At 34.6% G+C, this 17264-nt stretch carries 15 protein-coding genes; 13 read left to right on the top strand and 2 right to left on the bottom strand.

Features of this window, described 5'->3' with window-relative positions; genetic code table 11:
- Positions 1-293: hypothetical protein (locus NZ853_11325; GenBank protein MCS7206275.1), on the top strand; the 293-nt coding region annotated here is incomplete at its 5' end.
- Between the two features lie 9 nt (positions 294-302).
- On the opposite strand, the gene NZ853_11320 is transcribed toward NZ853_11325, so the two are convergent.
- Complete coding sequence (locus NZ853_11320) at positions 303-701, bottom strand: CoA-binding protein (protein MCS7206274.1); 399 nt, start codon at positions 699-701, stop codon at positions 303-305.
- 161 nt (positions 702-862) lie between these two features.
- On the opposite strand from NZ853_11320, the gene NZ853_11315 reads away from it, so the two are divergent.
- The 7 genes from NZ853_11315 to NZ853_11285 all read left to right on the top strand — a co-directional run bounded on the left by NZ853_11315 (position 863) and on the right by NZ853_11285 (position 10592).
- A complete protein-coding gene (locus NZ853_11315; GenBank protein ID MCS7206273.1) occupies positions 863-3988 on the top strand; it encodes a BamA/TamA family outer membrane protein in 3126 nt (1041 codons plus the stop codon).
- Positions 3988-5868: an ABC transporter ATP-binding protein/permease gene (locus NZ853_11310; protein ID MCS7206272.1), complete on the top strand. Its 1881-nt coding sequence runs from the start codon at positions 3988-3990 to the stop codon at positions 5866-5868. The genes NZ853_11315 and NZ853_11310 overlap by 1 nt, the downstream gene beginning before the upstream one ends.
- Entirely contained in the window at positions 5846-6883 is a 1038-nt protein-coding gene (lpxK, locus tag NZ853_11305) for a tetraacyldisaccharide 4'-kinase (GenBank protein MCS7206271.1), read from the top strand. The genes NZ853_11310 and lpxK overlap by 23 nt, the downstream gene beginning before the upstream one ends.
- Positions 6846-7523 carry a hypothetical protein gene (locus NZ853_11300; GenBank protein ID MCS7206270.1) on the top strand — a complete coding sequence of 226 codons (678 nt, stop codon included), beginning with the start codon at positions 6846-6848 and terminating at the stop codon, positions 7521-7523. The genes lpxK and NZ853_11300 overlap by 38 nt, the downstream gene beginning before the upstream one ends.
- Complete coding sequence (locus tag NZ853_11295; GenBank protein ID MCS7206269.1) at positions 7520-7870, top strand: SMR family transporter; 351 nt, start codon at positions 7520-7522, stop codon at positions 7868-7870. Before NZ853_11300 ends, NZ853_11295 begins: the two co-directional genes overlap by 4 nt.
- Before the next feature lie 77 nt (positions 7871-7947).
- Positions 7948-9444 (top strand): ATP-dependent protease ATPase subunit HslU, encoded by a 1497-nt coding sequence (gene hslU / locus NZ853_11290; protein ID MCS7206268.1) that lies wholly within the window; start codon positions 7948-7950, stop codon positions 9442-9444.
- Positions 9445-9458: 14 nt separating this feature from the next.
- Complete coding sequence (locus tag NZ853_11285) at positions 9459-10592, top strand: DUF445 family protein (protein ID MCS7206267.1); 1134 nt, start codon at positions 9459-9461, stop codon at positions 10590-10592.
- On the opposite strand, the gene NZ853_11280 is transcribed toward NZ853_11285, so the two are convergent.
- On the bottom strand, positions 10589-11284 hold the full coding sequence (locus NZ853_11280) for a hypothetical protein (GenBank protein MCS7206266.1): 696 nt from the start codon (positions 11282-11284) through the stop codon (positions 10589-10591). The two genes, NZ853_11285 and NZ853_11280, sit on opposite strands and share 4 nt — an antisense overlap.
- 113 nt (positions 11285-11397) lie before the next feature.
- Between NZ853_11280 and NZ853_11275 the strand changes: the two genes are divergently transcribed.
- From NZ853_11275 to NZ853_11255, 5 genes are all read left to right on the top strand, one after another.
- On the top strand, positions 11398-11985 hold the full coding sequence (locus NZ853_11275) for a hypothetical protein (protein ID MCS7206265.1): 588 nt from the start codon (positions 11398-11400) through the stop codon (positions 11983-11985).
- Positions 11966-12379 carry a hypothetical protein gene (locus tag NZ853_11270; GenBank protein ID MCS7206264.1) on the top strand — a complete coding sequence of 138 codons (414 nt, stop codon included), beginning with the start codon at positions 11966-11968 and terminating at the stop codon, positions 12377-12379. The genes NZ853_11275 and NZ853_11270 overlap by 20 nt, the downstream gene beginning before the upstream one ends.
- Before the next feature lie 117 nt (positions 12380-12496).
- The gene (locus tag NZ853_11265) at positions 12497-13705 is read left to right on the top strand and encodes a cyclic nucleotide-binding domain-containing protein (protein ID MCS7206263.1); all 1209 of its coding nucleotides are present in this window, start codon (positions 12497-12499) and stop codon (positions 13703-13705) included.
- Positions 13706-13711: 6 nt separating this feature from the next.
- Complete coding sequence (locus NZ853_11260; protein MCS7206262.1) at positions 13712-14494, top strand: SDR family NAD(P)-dependent oxidoreductase; 783 nt, start codon at positions 13712-13714, stop codon at positions 14492-14494.
- Positions 14495-14552: 58 nt separating this feature from the next.
- The gene (locus tag NZ853_11255; GenBank protein ID MCS7206261.1) at positions 14553-17264 is read left to right on the top strand and encodes a valine--tRNA ligase; all 2712 of its coding nucleotides are present in this window, start codon (positions 14553-14555) and stop codon (positions 17262-17264) included.

Genomic DNA, 17264 nt, shown 5'->3' with positions numbered 1-17264 from the left:
TTGAGCTCATACTTGATTTTCCTGTAAAAATCATTGGCATCAATCATCGAGACTTAGATACCTTAAAAATAAACACCCGTTTATCTTTTGAGCTAACACCTATAATACGAAAGAGTCGACCCGATATCTTGATTGTTGCGGAATCGGGTATTGAAGATCCCAATCTACTAAAAGAATTATCTAATGTAGTAGATGGATTTTTGATTGGGACTTATTTTTTGAAAAATCAAGACATTAAACAAGCCTGGGAAAATTTATTTGCGAAACTTACGTTTTCTTACCAGCTCTGTTAAAACGTAAACTTATTTTCGACTCATTACCATTACGCAAGCATCCATAAGGAATTCAAATTGGTGTTTTTCTAAAAATTCACGAACGTTTTCATCACCAGCACCAGGTTGAATCCAAACCTTTTTTAAGTTTAACCTCAATGCGTCGTTCAGCAATTCTAACGTAATTTTCGGAGGAACTACAAACACAACAAGACCAATCGTATTTTCTTTTGCTACTTCTTCTAAGGTTTTGTATGCCCTATATCCATCAATGGTTGTAGCTCTTGGATTTACGGGAAACACGGTGTAGCCTTTTCGGAGGAGATCATGAAAAATCACATTTCCATATTTGGTTTTATCATTAGTTGCCCCAACTAACGCAATTGGTGGATTAGAACGCAAATACGAAACCAAATCGAATGATGACATGGAATAAAGAGAAAATATAAGAAATTCTGTGGCAAAACATTTTTTACTTTCTTTGAAAAAAATTCTATCAATATTAAAAATCACTCTTTTGAATTTCTTGTTGCATTACATGACATCTTACAAAATGCTGGTTTTTAAATTTGGTTTTTCCATTAACTCCAATGAACCTGAAAAGTAAGTTTTTTTTGGTTTCTATTATTTTATTTTTTTTACCAATACAATCAAAAATTGAAGACTACAAAGGTAAAACGATAAGTAAAATCCAAGTCTATGGCTTGGTCAATGTTTCTGAAATAGAAGTAAAAGAAAACATTCCTTTTAAAGTGAATAGTGTGTTTCAAGAAGAAGATGTGAATTTTGCTATAGAAAATCTATACAAATTGGGAAATTTCAAAAATATCAAAATTTATGCTAAAACACTACCTGATGATACCCTCCAAATCACCATTGTGGTGGAAGAGCTTCCCAAAATCAAAGAGATCAAAATCATAGGGGAAGAAGAAATCTACGAAGCAGATTTAAAGACCCTTCTTCCCATCAAAGAAGGGGATATCTTTAACCAACAAGATGTAAAAAGTGGAGTAGAGATTCTTAAAAACAAATATCTAAAAGAAGGTTATTTTTTAGCAAGTGTTTGGTATCGAGTTGAAGAAAAAGATAACGAAGTCACTGTAATTTACTATATCGACGAAGGTAAAAATATCCCTATTTCTAAAATCAATATCATTGGACTAAAAAATCTCAATCCTAATGACATCATTGAGGTTTTGGAACAAAAAGAAGAAGGAATTTTCGAAGATGGGATTTTTCAAGAATCAAAGTTTGAGGAAGATAAGTTTCGTATTGTGGCTTATGCGAAATCAAAAGGATATGTGAACGCGGAAATTGACCCTGAGGGAACTTTCTACGAAATTCGGTGGAAAAACCCAAAAAAACCAGAAGAAGGTCGAGTAGTAATTGTCAATTACAAACTTATCGAAGGAGAGATTCGCTATTTTGGTGGTTATTCCATAGAACATGATGTTGAATACATCAACAAAGAATACAATCCTCCTGAGCGAAAAAACAAAGAAAAAATACGTCCTGTTTTTGAGGAATCAGCACTTTTATCTATGTTAGAATTTCAGCCAGAAGATGCAGGAGAAGTTTTGGATGAAACGAAGTTTTTTCGGGATCGAAATACTTTACAACAAGCGTATTCTTCTCAAGGCTACGTTTATGCCCAAATCCAGCCGATTTATACCCATTTTCCTTTGAATCAAGAAACCATCAATCGTTATCGTAGATGTAGAGAAATCACCGCACCACGCAATGAAGAAGAAAAGGTATGCCAATATGTGGCAAAAAGTATAGATTTAGAAAAATTAGAAAACCTTTTAAAAAATGACCCAAAAAAAGAAGGGATTGTTTTACGCCATACCCACTTTATCATTCGAGAAAATAATAGAGCATACATAGAAAACATCATCATCAAAGGAATGAAAAAAACTCAAGAGAAAGTTATTCGTCGGGAATTGCTCATCAAAGAAGGACAGCTATTCAACTCAATCTTGGTAGAAAAAAGTCGCGAGAGGATTTTCAATTTGGGGTATTTCAAAGAAGTTAATTTGGAAATGCGTCCAGGTTCTGATGACAAAAAAATGAATTTGATCATCAGTGTGGAAGAACAACCCACTGGAACCATCACCATGGGAGGAACCTATGGAACCGTGTCAGGATTTTCAGTTTTTACTGAAATTACAGAAAATAATCTATTTGGAACGGGGCAAAAAATATCTACAAAATTGCAGTACGGTCCTACGATTCGAACTATAAGTGTATCTTGGACAGAACCTTGGTTTTATGAAAAATGTGAAAACATCACAGGAAGGTATTGGTTCTTAAAGCAAAAAACGTTCGATGAAGCTCCTGATTATCGAACCCTTACTTTACTGATTGAATCCTTCAAATCAGAAAATTTACTTTTAGCTAACTCCATTGAACTTGCCATCAAAGAAGAACTACAAATCAAGCGTTGGGAAGATATTCCCTCAGAAAAAGTTTCTATTGAAACCTTAGATAAACTCAAATGGATAATCCGAAAGAAACTCAGCGGATTCGTCCTAAAAGAAGAAGAATGTTATCGAAATATCCCAAGACCTTGGTCCTTGTCTTTGTATGGTGGATTCAGTTCCCAACGAAATGAAACTACAGCACTACAAATCAGCGATGATCCGTATGACCTTTTCGAACAAGCATCTTATGACTATGATGCGTTTTTTGTTGGGATTGGGGTGGCTCATGCCTTATCTTTGCATTGGTCCCATTATCATCGTTATTCTCCGACTTGGTCAACATTCACTCGACCTACTTCTTTGGCAGACACCACCATCATCCAACGTAGCAACTTAGGATGGCAATTCAAATCTTCTTTAGTTAATGGTCTATCTTACAGCTCCATAGATAATTACCTCAATCCCACCAAAGGTTCAGTGATGGATTTTTCTGTGGAATTTGTAGGACAACTTTTAGGAGGAGATGATCACTATAATCGCTATAAAATTTTACTTACAAATTATCAACGCTTGGGAGATTATACATTCGGAGGACTCATTCGAAATAACAAATTGACAAGATGGGCGATTACATTAGAATCAAGATTATCGATGACATTCACCCACGAAACCACACCTTACAATAAAAAACAAAACAAAGAATCCAACCCCTATTTAGAAAGATCAGATAAACTTTACTTAGGAGGGTATGAAACGATACGTGGTTATGATTTTTTGCGAGATCAACAATTTCCCCAGCCATGGTATCAATTTGGAGGAGTAAACCATCTGATTTTGGGTAGTTTGGAGTTGCGGTTTCCGATTGAACCTACAGCTTTGTGGTTTGTTTTCTTCGTGGATGCAGGGAGTGGTTATTTAAACTTAGGGGAACTGATAGGAGCTGAAAAAGAATACATCGAAAGTTATGAAGAAAATTATCGAAAGCTTTTCGAAGGGAAAAACCCCATAGAAATCTATCAGATTGATCGTTATGATTTGATACGAAATGTGAAGTATTTCTTCGGTTCTCGAAAAGAATGGAACGATCCCCAAAGGTACGTTCTTTCGTTGAGAAACCTTGCTTTGGATCGCTTTTTATATTCTGTAGGGTTTGGGCTTCGGGTTCAAATCCCGGTTCTCCCCATTAGGTTGTATTTAGCTCAAAAAAGATACTATAAGGATGGACAGCTTCTTCCTATCCCAAAGGATGATAAACTTAATTTTGTATTTGGTATTGGAGATTTTCGTTTTTAATGATCAAAGTAAAAAATCTCTCGTGGATTTTTAAGTTTCTTTGGAGATATAAATTTCGTTTTCTTTTGGGGATGATTTTTGCGTTGATTGCTGCATTTGCAAATTTGTTTTCTTTGAGTTCGTTTGTGCCTATTTTTAATACTTTGGATAGTGAAAAACCTGTTCAAGTAATTGAAATCGGACCAGAAGAACGAAAAATCTACGAAAAATCTCAACAACAAGCATCCCTCAAAATTTACGAAAGACTTTATTCTTATTGGGTAGAACTCAAGCTAACTATTAATTCTTATTTCGAAGGGAAAACGAACAAAGAAATCATTTTTACAATCATTCTCTTTATCCTGCCTGTGTATGTTTTGAAAATCTTTTCCCTCATACTTTCGACCTTTTTGTTTGGAACAGGTGGATTTTATGCCATGCGGGATTTACGAAATTTGGTTATGGATAAACTAAATTGTTTGAATGTTTCTTATTATGAGCAGGAACGAATGGGTTATATTTTGAGTCGTGTTGTTAACGATATCCACTTAATTTCTCGTACCATAGCGGTAGAATTCCAAGAAATGGTAGTGAATTTTTTTTATATCATCACTCATGTGGCATTGTTGATTTTGATTTCGTGGAAAATGTTTTTTTTCATCGTGATTGGGATTCCAATTTTGATGATTCCTATTAATAAATTTGCCGTCAAAGTCAAAAAAGCAGCAAAAAGCCAACAAGAACGTTTGGCGGATTTATTATCCCACATCAACGAAGTGATTTCTGGCATTCGGGTGATACGAGCATTCTCGATGGAAAAATTCGAAGAAATGCGTTTTAATCTCATTAACGAAAAACTCTATAAAGATAACTATAGAGGACATTTTTACCATCAAGTAGGTCCTGCTATTTCGGAAATGGTGATCACCTTGATTGTTTTGTCGTTTTTGATATGGGGTGCTTATGAGATTGTCCAAGATAACATTACAAAAGGACATTTCTTTGCGTTTTTTTTTACTTTGCTTTTTGTGATGAGACCTGTCATTCAGATTTCGGTGGTAGTGAATGTTATGGGGATTTTGGATGCAGCAGCAGAGAGAATCCGAGAAATCATTGATAGCAAAGATGAATTTGAAGTTTCCCAGACTAACATTCCTTTTGAAGGATTAAAAGAAGGAATTGAATTTCGAGAAGTTTCTTTTCGTTATCCCCAGAGAGATAACTTTGCTCTAAAAAACATTAACTTAAAAATTCCCAAAAATCAAGTGGTTGCCTTAGTGGGAGAGTCAGGTAGTGGAAAATCTACGTTGATCGATCTTCTATTTCGATTTTATGAGCCCACAAAAGGAGATATCTTGGTAGATCAACGAAATCTCAAAGATTATGAAATAGCATCTTGGCGTAGGAAAATAGGGATTGTTCCTCAAAATGTTTTTTTGTTTCATGCCACAATCTTGGAGAATATTACCTTGTTTCGAACAGACATTCCTTTTGAAAAAGTAATAAAAGCCTGTAAAATAGCTCATATACATGATTTTATTGAAACCCTGCCTCAAGGCTATCATACTCTTGTGGGGGAAAGAGGAGTGATGCTCTCAGGAGGACAACGACAACGTATTGCCATTGCTCGTGCTTTGGTTGTTGATCCCGAGATTTTGATTTTGGATGAAGCCACCAGTGCATTAGATAACGAAAATGAAAAATTGATCCAAATGGCGTTAGAAGATGCCATCAAAGAAAAAACCGTGATTATCGTTGCCCATCGATTAAGAACCGTCTATAAAGCCGACATCATTTATGTTTTACAAGAGGGTTCCATTGTAGAAGTAGGAAACCATCAAGAATTACTCCAAAAAAATGGAGTTTATCGAAATCTATATGAACTCCAATTCCATTCTTAAAAGAGAGTTTACTTTTTTGGAAAGATTATACCTACGGCTCCATCGATGGAAATATCATCATCGAAAGAAAAATCAGGCAATTTTTCATGATAAGTTCGTTATTTCTATAGGGAATCTTACCACGGGAGGGACGGGGAAGACACCTCTTACTATCTTTCTATCAGAATTTTTTTTAAAACGGGGATTTTCTGTTTTGATTGTTCATCGAGGTTATAAAGGCAAATTCTCGGGAGAACTTTTAGTTTCTTCTGATGGAAAGATCCATGTTTCTTCTTTTGTTTCGGGCGATGAGGCGTATTTGATAGCCCATCAATTACTTGAAAAAAACTATAAAAATTTTAAAGTAGTTTGTGGAAAGAATCGAAAAAAGCTCATTTCTGATTATGGAAATGATGCTCAGATTGTGATTTTGGATGATGCCTTTCAAAATCCAAGTGTGTATCGAAACTGGGATGTTGTGCTTTTGGATACTACTATCTCGCCCATGAAATACAAATTACTGCCATTAGGAAGATTCAGAGAACCCTTAGATGAACTCTCGAGAGCTGATGTAATCTTTTTAACCCGAAAAAATGAAAAACCTAATGATTTTGATTTCTGGTTTGAGCTGTCAAAAGGCTTTCAAAAACCAATTTTTTTTTCAGAAGTTCGACTTCATGCTATTGAACCAGAGCTCCAACAAAAAGAGGTTCTTGTTGTATGTGGGATTGGGAATCCTCATTCTTTCTTGCGATTGATTGAAGGTTCTTTTCACATAAAAAAAGCGTGGATATATCCTGATCATCATCAATTCAAAGAAAAAGAAATTCAAAGTTGGCTAAAATACAAAATACCGATTTTGATCACAGAAAAAGATTGGGTGAGATTAATCCATCACAAAGTATATCAAGAAAATACATCCTATTTCCATAAAGTTAAGATTAATCTAAAAATTGAAGACTTTTTAGAATTCGAAAAAAAATTAGAAGAAAGTCTTTATGGATTTGGATTTTTGGTTAGAACGATGGAAAAATAAAGAGATAGGTTTTCATCAAGACTTTTTTCATCCTTTTTTGGATCATTTTGGAGAAAGTTTTTTTTGGGATTTGTCTTTTTCAAATGCTTTGATCTTTGTTCCCCTTTGTGGTAAGTCTTTGGATTTGCTTTGGTTTTATCATCGTAATCATGAAGTTTTGGGTGTGGAAATTTCCTCCATTGCTTGTGAGGAATTTTTCTCAGAAAACAAAATTCCTTATACAATACAATCAATTGGGGAGAATTATCTTTATTCTTCTCTTGATGAGAGGATTAAGATTTTCAATGGGGATTTTTTTTCTTTGACTGAGGACTTTTTTCGACCTTATGTGCATAAGGTTTTAGGGATTTATGATCGAGCTTCTTTGGTGGCATTACCCAAAAACCTGAGAAAAAAATACGTAGATAAAATCAAGGCTTTGACTAAACCTTTTCGACAAGTTAAGTATTTTTTGATTACGATGGAATTCCCAGAAATAGATGACTCACAAGAAACGGGACCTCCTTTTAGTGTGACTCAAGAAGAAATCTGGGAAAGTTATCAAAGTTTTTTTCAAATCCGAAAGGTCTTTCATCGAAAGATAGAACGACGTAATTTGATACCTACGAATGAAGTATTATACTTTTTAGAACGTTTATGAGTCCCACTACATTGATTGTGCTGATTGTTGCGATTTTGTTAAATGCATTTGCGAATGTGTTTCTCAAAGCCAGTGCTATTTACGAAAATGATGGTTCACTGATAAAAAAAATTTTTAATCTTTGGTTGATTTTAGGAATTTTGAGTTTTGGTCTGGCTTTTTTATTTTACCGTTATGTTCTTAAGGAAATCCCCTTGAGTATTGCATATCCTATTATGACAACTTCTGGTTTCGCAGTTGTGCTTTTGGTCTCGAGGTTTTTATTTCACGAAAAGTTGGCGCTCGTTCAATGGATTGGGATTGGATTTTTGATTTTGGGGATTTGGTTGATTGCCTCAAAGTCCTAAAAAGTTTTCTTTCTGTTTGACAAAAGAATGATTTTTTTTGATGGTGGTATATGGAGACGAATCAAGTCAACTATCCTATGTTGACTACTAATAAAAATAAACCTCAAGACGAAGTTTTAAAAGAAGTCGAACAATTAACACCCAAACAAATCGTTCAAGAACTCAATAAATACATCATTGGTCAAGATAGAGCTAAAAAGATTGTTGCCATAGCCATACGAAATCGATTGCGAAGACAAAAAATCCAAGACGAACGTTTACGAGATGAAATCTACCCCAAAAACATCATCATGATAGGACCAACAGGATGTGGAAAAACAGAAATAGCCCGACGCTTAGCCAAATTAACCAAAGCTCCTTTCGTTAAAGTAGAAGCAACAAAATTTACTGAGGTTGGTTATGTAGGACGGGATGTGGATTCTATTATAAGGGATTTGGTGGCTAATGCAGTGAACTTAGTAAAAAAAGAATTTGAAAGAGAAGTAGAAGAAAAAGCCAAACGGAATGTTGAGGAACGAATCATTGATATTTTATTATCCAAAAACAAAAAGAAAGAACAACGACCCAGCGAAGAAGAAAAAAATCCCTTCACGGTGATTCGAACCATTTTAGAAATGAGTCAATTAGGAAGAGATATCCAAGCTGGTCAATCTCCCCGAGAAAAACAGGAGTCCATGTCTAGTGATGATGTGTTATTACGAGAAGCATTGCGAGAACAAATTCGAAGAGGAGATTTGGATTCATATGAAATCGAAATTGATGTTCCCACACCCGTCATGCCTATGGTTCAAGTAGTGGGAGGTCCAAACCTTGAAGAAATTGATATGCAACTCCAAAATCTTTTCGGGGATTTCTTTCCAAAGAAAAACAAAAAAAAGAAAGTCACCATTGCAGAAGCTAAACAACTTCTCTTCCAAGATGAAGTAGATAAACTCATTGATCAAGATAAAGTCAAAGCCGAAGCCATCCGAAGAACAGAACAACTCGGAATTGTATTTATCGATGAGATTGATAAAATAGCTGGTAGAGGAAACGTTCACGGACCTGATGTATCAAGAGAAGGAGTTCAAAGGGATCTTCTGCCAGTGGTGGAAGGTTCTACTATCAATACTCGTTATGGACCTGTAAAAACAGATCACATTTTGTTCATCGCAGCTGGAGCATTTCATTCCAGTAAACCCTCGGATTTAATCCCGGAACTACAAGGACGTTTCCCATTACGGGTGGAGTTAGATGAACTAACCAAAGAAGACTTCAAGCGAATACTCACAGAAACAGAAAATTCTTTGATCAAACAATCAATCAAACTCTTAGAAACGGAAAACGTTGAACTGGAATTTACTGAAGATGCCATTGAAGAAATTTCCCGTATTGCATATGAGTTGAACTCCAAAACAGAAAACATTGGAGCAAGAAGACTCCATACGGTGATTGAAGCTATTCTTGAGGATATTTCTTTTGAAGCTCCAGATTTACCTCAGGATCAAAGAAAAGTCCGAATTGATGCAAATTACGTTCGAGAAAAACTCTCGCCCATCATGAAGGATCGAGATTTAAGTCAATATATCTTGTAGTTAGTCAGTTGGATTTGAAAAACGAAAAATTAGAATTTAAACAGTTAGAAGAATTTTTTCACAAATGGTATCATAAGTTCATTCCAGAGAAAGAACAAGAAACGAATGTATTAATAACCACAACAAGTAGTAGAAAAAATTATTTTTTGGTTTTCTTAAAGATATTACCCTGGCTCTCAGGCTTTGTGTTTCTCATCACGCTTTTTTATGATCCTTTTGAAGGCATAATTCTACAAATCCCTTGGCGTCAGAACCCTTTGTATTTAGAAGGGGTTTTGAGGATGTTGGCGGTTACGGGCTTGGTGGGTTATGGAACCAATTACATAGCGATTAGGATGCTTTTTCATCCTAGAAAAAAACGTCCATTACTGGGACAAGGATTGATTCCTGCAAGTAAAATAAAAATTGCTCAGCGTTTGGGTGAAGCCATAAGCAAAGAAGTTATCAACCCTCAATTAGTGGTAAAACAAATCAAAGAGCGAGAACTTATCAAAAAATACTTAATCAAGTTCAATCAGTCTCTAAAAGAGACAATAGAGCTCCAAGAATTCCAAGAGGATCTAATACATGTTATTGAGTCCTCTGTAAATAACTTGCTTAAATCCGAAGATTTTCGAAAAAACCTCAGATCTATAATTGATGGATTAGATTTAGATAACCTCAAAGGAATAGAAGGTGGCTTATTCAAACTCTATAAATTTTTTGTGGGTAATCAGGAAGTGTCCAAAAAAATAGAAGAAATGATTCTCAAAGTTGAAATCAAATTAGACCCTTATCAAAAAAAAGTTCAAGAGTTCCTAAAGAAACTACCTGAACTGATTAATAACCGCCAAGAAAATATTGAATTGATGATATTAAATACCGTGCTTTTTTTAATGGAGCGAATAGATATAAAAAGTGTCATTGTGAATAATCTTCTGGAATTTGATGAATTGCGTTTAGAGAAACTCATTTTGTATTCTACTTCTGAACAATTAGAATATATCCAATACTTGGGATGTTTTTTGGGAATTTTAGGAGGATTTTTAATTTGGATACCATTGGAGTCTTTTGTTTTTTTTGTTATTGTGGGTTTTTTGGTCTTTTTTCTTGATGAATTTTTATATCGAAAATCACAGACTCAAGAAAAATTAAAAATTAAAGACTAGCCAAGATAATTGCTTGAGAAGTTTAAGTAATTCTTAATTTTCTTGATGATGGAGTCAGGGATCTTGATTCCATTTTCATGAAGTCGTATCCGGTACTTTTCAAAAGACAAGTTGTGCTTTGAGGATTGATTGAAGGTAAAAATAACATCGTCTATGTATTTCGATAAGGTTTTGAGAAGCTCAGGCTTGCTTAAGAGCTTCTTTTGGTAAGGTCTCAAGATTTTCAAATTAACACCTCTACTAATCGAACGATAAAAAGCAAATCGAAAAAGAATATTATGATCATGTTCTGATTCTTTATTGAGTTCTTTTTCTAACTTTTTTAGGTTAATGTAATCCACAATCTGCGCTTGGTATTGAGGTTTAATATAATTTTGCATTAGAGTATGAAGTATCAAAAAGTATACTTGTCGGTAATTATTACAGTTGAAAATTGTACACTCTTGATGTACATGTTCATCGCACCAAATATATAAAATAAAGTCTACATCTGAATTGTGTTCAGTGATACCAAAGTTTAAAGAGCCTACAAAATCAAACGCTACTTCATATCCAAGCTGCTTTAGGATTTTTGCGAATCGATAGAAATCCCGAATTCTTTCTTTCGAAGTTTGGCTCTCAAACCTTCGAAAATAACGTTTAATTTCAACATACTCTTTGATAAAAGGATTATCCTCAAATGGTAATATCATATACTTATTATTCCAAGTAAATTAGTATAGATATAAAAATTAATTTTTCAATTAAAATTTGGTTTAAAGTAGTTTAAAATTTGATAAATATAAATCAACACATTTTTTGATAAATGGCAATTAATAAAAAAAATATCTTAGGAATTTCTCATTATACCGATTTTTTTATCATGATTAGAATATCTGGTTTACATCCACAACTTCAACCAATGGTTGATCGAGGACAACTTGGAGCTCGTAAAATCGTCGCTTTGTTAAATTTAAAGGAATTTGTTGACAAATATGCAAAGGTTCCATATATCTCAGAAGAAGAGGTTCAGTTCTTGGAACAAAAATACGGTGCTAAGCCGGATATCATCACATGGGGTGATTATTTCCAAACGGAAATTGCTTCTCGATTTTTTTATCAATCAGACGAAGACTTTGAAAAGATCATCGAAACCATTAAGTTTGATATCATTTCATCAATCTTAATCTTCAAAAACAAATCAGAAGAGTTCAAAAACAAAATCAAAGAAGAAGCCTTAGTTTTGAAGGGTTTGGAAAAAGAAAAATATACAGACGAAGAAGAAACCATTCTTCATTTAGAAATTCTATTACAATATTACGAAGAAATGGGATTATCTATGGCGGATATTTTTGATGAAGATTATGAGTGGTTCTACTCTTTTGTAGACACCTATGAAAAGAAAGCAATTTAAGTTCTTTTTTATCTTGTTTTTCTTGGTTTTGTTTGTTTTTTCTACGTTTCCTTCTGTGTTTTCGAAGGAGGAGAAGGACTTAAATCAAAAAGAAAAGTATGATACAAAAAACTCTATCCAAAAGGACTTTCAGAATCAATTCAGTATAGCGCTGGAGTTAAGAAATTCTACCGAACAAACCCAGCGCTTACTGGAGTTATTTTATCTGTATCCTGAAGAATTTCAAAAACCAGAAATCCAAAAGCAGATATTGGATCGAATCTATAAAAATTATTCTAAAAACAAGAAAGTAGAGGAATTTTTTACTTTATTAGAAGAACTCGAAAAACGTAATTTTTTGAGCAAAGAAATTTTTTTACAATATAGGAAATTATATGAAAATCAGTTTTTCTAAACTTAGCCTTAATTTAGTTTCTTATGCTTGACAATATTTATTATAAAAAAATTATACATAAATTATAAAATTTTACTTTTTTGTGAAAAGGTTATATCGAAATCAATAAAGGAAAGTATGGCTTTTTCAATCAAAACTTTAAAACCTGGTTCCTACATCTATTTTGAAAATACAGAACCAAACCCAAGATCCTTTTATATCATTCAAGATGGTCAAGTAGGATTATCAGGTAAGTTTTTTACTATTGGGATTCAACCAGAAAAGGTTCTAAGAAAAGGTGATTTCTTCGGTGTAGAAACTGCTATGACTGGGCACAAACGAATGGAAAGTGCAGTAACATCAGCACCGACAACACTGATTGAGGTTCCTCATGATCAATTTCGTGTTCTGATTACCAAGAGCACACCCCTTGCAATGAAGATCATTCGATCTTTCTCTTTGAAACTACGAGAGTTTGATGCAACCATTACAAACATCTCTGCTCAACAATTCAAAATAGAAGAAGATCCGAGTCATCTATATGATCTGGGTGTTTTTTGGTTTAAAAGTAATCGATTTGATCATGCAGCTTATGCCTTTCAAAAGTTCATTGAATACTGCCCGAATGACAAAAACGTAGCTCAAGCCAAGCTCTACCTTCAAAAAATGAATAAACCTTTTGTAGCTCCGAAACTGATTAAGAAAGAACTAACCCGTTATTTTAAAAAAGATCAAATCATATTTTGTGAAAATGAACCTGGGGATGAATTATATATCATCAAAAAAGGAAGTGTTAAAATTTCAAAACTAATTTCAGGTAAAGAAACCATCTTAGCTCTATTGAAAGAAGGCGACATTTTTGGTGAGATGGCTTTGTTGGACAATCGTCCTCGTAGTGCTACCGCAATCGCAGCAGAAGACTGCGAAATGGCGGCAATCAATCGCCAAAATTTTGATCGTTTAGTAATAGAACAGCCCATCATGGCTGAAAGGCTTATTACACTTCTTTCTGAAAGAATATGGACAGCTTATCGACAACTATCGAATCTCACTATTACTGATCCCATTGGTCGATTGTTGGATATGTTATTAATCCAAGTCGAAAAAGAAAAAGTTCCCATCAAACCTAAAGCTACTTATAATTTTCGTATATCAGGAAATGATCTCTTAAAAATGGTAGGTATGGATCCAGTGAAGGATCAGCAGTATATTGTTGAACTCATCAAGAAAAAATACTTAGAACTCGACCAAGGTTTAATCAGTTGTAAAAATTTAGAGGAACTAGATAAAGAAGTTACCTATTTTAGGAAGCGATCCGAAAAACGTGCAAAAAAACAAACTGTCTAAAATATTATGTATGTTTTCATAACGGGAGCATGTGGTGGTCTTGGACAAGCGCTCATACAAAGATTATCAGAACTTAATCACGTCATCATTGCAACTGATATTCATCAACAATATAATTTCTCCCAAAAGAATGTTCAATACTATCCGTTGGATGTCTCGAATCATTCAGAATGGGAAAAATTATTAAATACAATTTATCAAAAACATCATATTGACGTGCTAATCAATTTAGCAGCTATAATACAACCACGTTATGTATTTGATTTTACAGAGAAAGAGATCACAAAACAAATTGATATCAATCTAAAAGGATTAATTTATGGAACTTATCTAGTTGCTAAAAAAATGAAGGAAACTCAAAACGGACACATCATTAATATTTCATCTTTGGCTGGGATTGCTCCTATTCCGGGAATTTCTTTGTATAGTGCGACCAAGTTTGCAGTTCGTGCTTTTAGTCTTGCGATAGCTTTAGAATTAAAGCCCTATAATGTTTACGTAAGTGTCATCTGCCCTGATGCCATCAAAACTCCTATGTTGGATTATCAAAAGGATTTTATTGAAGCTGCTTTGTCTTTTTCGAATTTTTATTACCTTACACCAGAGTACGTGAGTAAAGTCATTCTCAAAACTATGAAGACAAAGGAGTTAGAAGTCATCATACCAATGTATCGTGGTTTATTGGCAAAAGTGGTGAGCGCTTTCCCCTCATCTTCAAAAATACTATTTCCATTGATAAGAAATTTAGGAATTTATTATCAGAAAAAATTTAGGCGTCAAAAGTCTTAACGTAGTCATCCATTTGTAAAATCCTTTTCTTTTCTTTCTTAAAAGAAATTTTGGATTCATGAAAAAAGTGGAGCTCCCATCCCGCTATGAACATCTCCAGGTTGAGTCAAAATGGTATCAGTTATGGGAAAAAGAAAATGCCTTTTCTCCTGAGTTCGCAAAAAAACTAAATCGCCTCGAGTTTAAAGGTCCTTATTCGATTGTCATTCCTCCACCGAACGTAACAGGACAGTTGCACGTTGGTCATGCATTGAATATGACAATACAAGATGTTTTGATTCGGTTAGCAAGAAAAATGGGCTATCAAACTTTGTGGATCCCAGGCACTGACCATGCTGGGATAGCCACTCAAAGCAGAGTAGAACGTGAACTCAAAGAAAAAGAAAACAAAACAAGATGGGATTTGGGACGAGAAGCTTTCTTAGAACGAGTTTGGCAGTGGAAAGAGCATTATGGAAACGTCATCACACAACAAATGAGAAAATTGGGGGTTTCCGTTGACTGGGGGAGAGAACGCTTCACGATGGATGAAGGCTTATCCTATGCTGTTCGAAAAGTATTCGTTGATCTGTATAAACAAGGCTTGATCTATCGTGATACAAAAATGGTAAACTGGGATCCCGAAACCAAAACAGTTCTCTCGGATTTGGAAGTAGAGTATGAAGAAAACTATAAAGGAGAACTTTGGAGTTTTGCTTATCCGTTGGTTGATGGAGGAGGAGAAATCGTTGTTGCTACCACTCGTCCAGAAACCATGTTAGGGGATACTGCGATCGCTGTTCATCCTGATGATGAACGATATAAACACCTGATCGGTAAAAAAGTCAAACATCCATTGTTGGGACGAGAAATCCCAATCATTGCAGATGCGATTTTAGTGGATCCTCAATTCGGAACTGGTGCGGTAAAAGTCACACCCGCTCACGATCCCAACGACTTTGAGGTAGGGAAACGCCATCAATTGGAATTTATCAACATCTTTGATGAATCTGCAAGAATCAACGAAAATGGTGGACCCTACAAAGGTTTGGATCGCTTTGAAGCTCGAAAAAAAATCAAAGAAGATATAGCAAAATTAGGCTTAGATCGGGGAACCAAAGAACACATCATGAGCATCGGTCGTTCCCAAAGAAGCAATGCTATAGTGGAACCCATGATTTCCACTCAATGGTTTGTAAAAGTAGAACCATTAGCAAAAAAAGCCATAGAATACGTAGAACAAGAAAAGATAAAATTCATTCCTAAACGTTGGGAAAACCTATACTTTTCTTGGATGCATCAAATAAAGGATTGGTGTATTTCTCGACAATTATGGTGGGGACATCAAATCCCGGCGTGGTATTGTAAGGATTGTGGTCATATCTCAGTTTCTATGGAAGACTTGACTTCTTGTGAGAGCTGCCATTCAAAAAATATTGAACGAGATCCCGATGTTTTGGATACTTGGTTTTCGTCAGCATTGTGGCCTTTTTCAACCATGGGTTGGCCTGAAGATACAGACGATTTGAAGACCTACTATCCAACAAGGGTTTTGGTCACTGGGTTTGATATTATCTTTTTCTGGGTGGCAAGGATGATTATGATGGGAGTTCATTTTATCGGAAAAGAACCCTTTAAGGATGTTTATATTCATGGTTTGATGCGCGACGAAAAAGGAAGAAAAATTTCAAAAAGCATGGGAAACAACGTTGATCCCGTAGAGATCATAAAAACCTATGGGGCTGACTCGTATCGTTATTTCTTTATGGCTACGTTGACTGAAGGAAAAGATTTGGTTTATTCTGAACAACGATTGAAAGGGTATCAAAACTTTTGTAATAAAATTTGGAATTCTGCTCGCTTTGTGTTTTTGAATTTACCAGAAGATTTTCAGCTAGATTTCTCAAGGCTTTATCAATTAGACCTCGCATTAGAAAACGAAGATTATTGGATACTTTATCATTTGCATCGGGTTGAAAACATAGTTCAGAATCTACTTCATAGTTATAAATTCCACATTGTATCAGAAGAACTCTATGAGTTTATCTGGAATTACTATTGTGATTGGTATATTGAGATTGTAAAGCCACGGCTCAAAAAAGACTCTGACAAAAAAGAATCCGCATTGTATGTCTTGGTTTATGTTCTATATCAGATTTTGAATTTGCTCCATCCTTTTATGCCATTTCTTACAGAAGAATTGTTTTCGTATTTAAAGCCCTTTTTATCAAAAAAAGATGTTCCTTTTTTGATGTGGGAACTGTATGATTTCGAAATAAAGAAATGGGAAGTTTCCAGCTGGAAGGATAAGATCTCATATTTAGATGACCTCAAAGAACTAATTACGAAAACACGTTCCATTCGTGCGGATTTATCAATACCACCCTCAAGAAAAATCCAAGTTCGGATTTTTACAGAAGACCCTAATTTTCAAAATTATATCGAATCCAAAAAAGAAGCAGTTTTACGTTTGATTCAAGCAGAAGAGATCACTTTCATTCAAGAAAAAACCATAGACTCTCAAACCATAGTAGAGGTTTTACGAACAGGCTTTATGGAGGTTCCCCTCAAAGGAGTAGTGAACCTACAATCAGAGCTCCAAAAACTCCAAAAAGAAAAACAAGAATTAGAAAAAATCATTACGATTGCGGACTCAAAATTGAATAACGAAAAGTTCATTAAGTCCGCTCCCGAACAAGTAATAGAAGAACAAAGACATAAAAAAGAAGAAGCAATCGAAAGACTACAATATGTAAATCAAACCATCGAAAAACTTTTAAAGATTCAGTAA

Source organism: Leptospiraceae bacterium, assembly GCA_025059995.1.
Lineage (GTDB): Bacteria > Spirochaetota > Leptospiria > Leptospirales > Leptonemataceae > SKYB61.
This window is presented reverse-complemented; position numbering and strand designations above follow the sequence as displayed.